Origin of the sequence: Mesorhizobium sp. M7A.F.Ca.CA.004.04.2.1 (genome assembly GCF_004022825.1) — a bacterium.
Taxonomy (GTDB): Bacteria; Pseudomonadota; Alphaproteobacteria; order Rhizobiales; family Rhizobiaceae; genus Mesorhizobium.
Genome location: NZ_RZPH01000995.1, coordinates 1 through 2,166, shown reverse-complemented (window position 1 = coordinate 2,166; position 2,166 = coordinate 1). Strand labels below are relative to the sequence as shown.

At 66.1% G+C, this 2,166-nt stretch carries 2 protein-coding genes and 1 pseudogene; all 3 read right to left on the bottom strand.

Annotated elements, in window-relative coordinates; translation table 11 throughout:
• Window positions 1-236: pseudogene (locus EN893_RS30310) on the bottom strand (phage tail protein); the annotation flags it as partial.
• A 110-nt stretch (window positions 237-346) separates the two neighbouring features.
• A complete protein-coding gene (locus tag EN893_RS30305) occupies window positions 347-1,063 on the bottom strand; it encodes a uroporphyrinogen-III synthase (protein WP_127269868.1) in 717 nt (238 codons plus the stop codon).
• A gap of 1 nt (window position 1,064) precedes the next feature.
• Entirely contained in the window at window positions 1,065-1,991 is a 927-nt protein-coding gene (gene hemC / locus EN893_RS30300) for a hydroxymethylbilane synthase (protein ID WP_127269866.1), read from the bottom strand.
• Between the last annotated feature and the right edge of the window lie 175 nt (window positions 1,992-2,166).

The window sequence follows — 2,166 nt, the reverse complement described above, 5'->3', positions numbered from 1 at the left end:
GCCCGGGCGTCGGTATGCTCCCAGGGCTCGAGATCGGTCTGGTCGGCGTGAACCGGCTCTTCGGGAACCTCGGGTTGCGAAGCGTTCGCTGCTTCCTCGGCCTTCGCCTCGTCTGTCCGGGCCTCCTGCGTGGCGGCGTCCTCGTCGGCGATGCGTGAGACGGCGCCCGGCTCGAGATCGATGGTCACCGGCTCGCGGCGGCTTTTCGAGTGTCGCATCTTCGGCGTCTTGACCATGCCTGGGCTCCGCACAATTCGCTTCGTCTCAACGCCTGGCGGCGCATGATGGTTCAGAAAGGGTCTAGCACATCACCAAGCGGTGAAAAGGGGCGGTGTGATGACGCGGCTCAGCGCGGCGCCTGCAAAAGCGCCAGCAGTGCCTCCTCGTCGGGCTGCGCGGCAATGCGGATCCTTTCGCTGGCGACATCGTCGAAGGCTGCGGCGATGCGCGTGGAAAGCGCAAAAACCCACGTTTTTTCGAAGAGACCGCGCAGAGCGGGCCGTCTTGCCAAGGTCTGCATCGCCGCCGCCGCCTTGGCTGAATAGAGCAACACCGCGTCGGCAGGTTGCCCCGACAGGCGTTCGAGGATGACTTCGTCCGAATACCCCATTGTCAGCGTGTCATAAGTCTCGACGGCGTGGACCCGAACGCCCGCCGTCCCGAGCCTCTGTTCGAACGCCGGAAAACGCACGCGTCCGCAGAGGTAGACAATCGTCTTTCCAGAAAAATCGACGGCGAGACTGTCGGCCAGCGCCTCCGCATCGCCCGGGCCTTCACTGACCGACAAAAACCCCGCTCGACGCGCCGCTTGCGCCGTCCTTTTGCCGACCGCATGACAAGGCAAGGCGGCGAGCGTCGCGATGATTTCTTCCGGCGCATGACGCATGGCATTGGCGCTGGTGACGGCCACTGCGACGGCATTGTCCGGGATCAGTCCGGCGGCGACGGGCAACGCCTTTGTTTCGGTCAGGGGCAAAAGAACCGGCTGAAAACCTGCCTCCTCAAGCCGATGCGCCGTGCGCGAAGCACCTGGTTCCGGCCTGGTCACCAGGACGCGAAGCATTTCAGAGCCAGCCGTCGAAGAACTTTTCGCCGGCCTTGGCGCGCACGCTCCGGGCCGCTTCACCGCCGATGCGGGCGGCGTCTTGCGCCGGCCCCTGCAGCTCGACCGTGTGCGACTGCGTGCCGTCGGGCGAGATGATCAGCCCGGCAAAAGACAGTTTTCCGGCCTCGATCGCCGCATAGCCGGCGATCGGCGTGCGGCAGGAGCCATCGAGCGCCGCCAGGAAGGCACGCTCGCAGGCCAGCGCCTGGCCGGTCGGCACATCATGGACGGCTGCCAGCATTTTTTCGACATCGCGGTCGCCGATACGGGTTTCGATGCCGATCGCGCCTTGCCCCGGCGCCGGCGGGAAGACATCGAGCGGTATCAGATCGGTGACGACCTGCTCGAGCCCAAGCCGCTTCAGCCCGGCATAGGCCAGGATCGTGCCGGCGGCGACGCCTTCTTCGAGCTTGCGCAGCCGCGTCTGCACATTGCCGCGGAACATCACCACGTCGAGATCCGGCCGCATCCGGCGGATCAGCGCTTGCCGCCGCAGCGACGACGAGCCGACTTTCGCCCCCCGCGGCAGTTCGGCGATCGTCTTCGCCGCCTTGCCGACAAAGGCGTCGCGTGCATCCTCGCGCGGCAGGAAGGCCGAGAGTTCGAGACCGTCGGGCAGTTGCGTCGGCATGTCCTTCGACGAATGCACGGCGATGTCGATCCGGCCCGCCAGCAGCGCCTCCTCGATCTCCTTGGTGAACAGGCCCTTGCCGCCGGCTTCCGACAGCGGCCGGTCCTGGATGCGGTCGCCGCTGGTCGAGATGACGACCACCTCGAACGCCTCCGCCGGCATGCCATGCGCGGCCATCAGCCGCGCCTGCGCCTCATGCGCCTGTGCCAGCGCCAGCGGGCTGCCGCGTGTTCCGATTCTCAAGATTGTTTGCATGGCGCGCAGTCCGTGATAACCCCCCGGCAAGCGAGGCTTTTCCGGGGTTCTCCTAACGGGGAAAGCCCCATGATACAATCTTTAGGGACAGCGACGAATTGATCCGCGTGCTGGGCATAGAGACGAGTTGTGACGAGACCGCCGCCAGCGTGGTGGCCATCGACAGCGACGCCGC

Coding starts and splice junctions, on each gene's coding strand:
- EN893_RS30305 (WP_127269868.1), bottom strand. CDS start 1,063: ATGCTTCGCGTCCTGGTGACCAGGCCGGAACCAGGTGCTTCGCGCACG.
- hemC (WP_127269866.1), bottom strand. CDS start 1,991: ATGCAAACAATCTTGAGAATCGGAACACGCGGCAGCCCGCTGGCGCTG.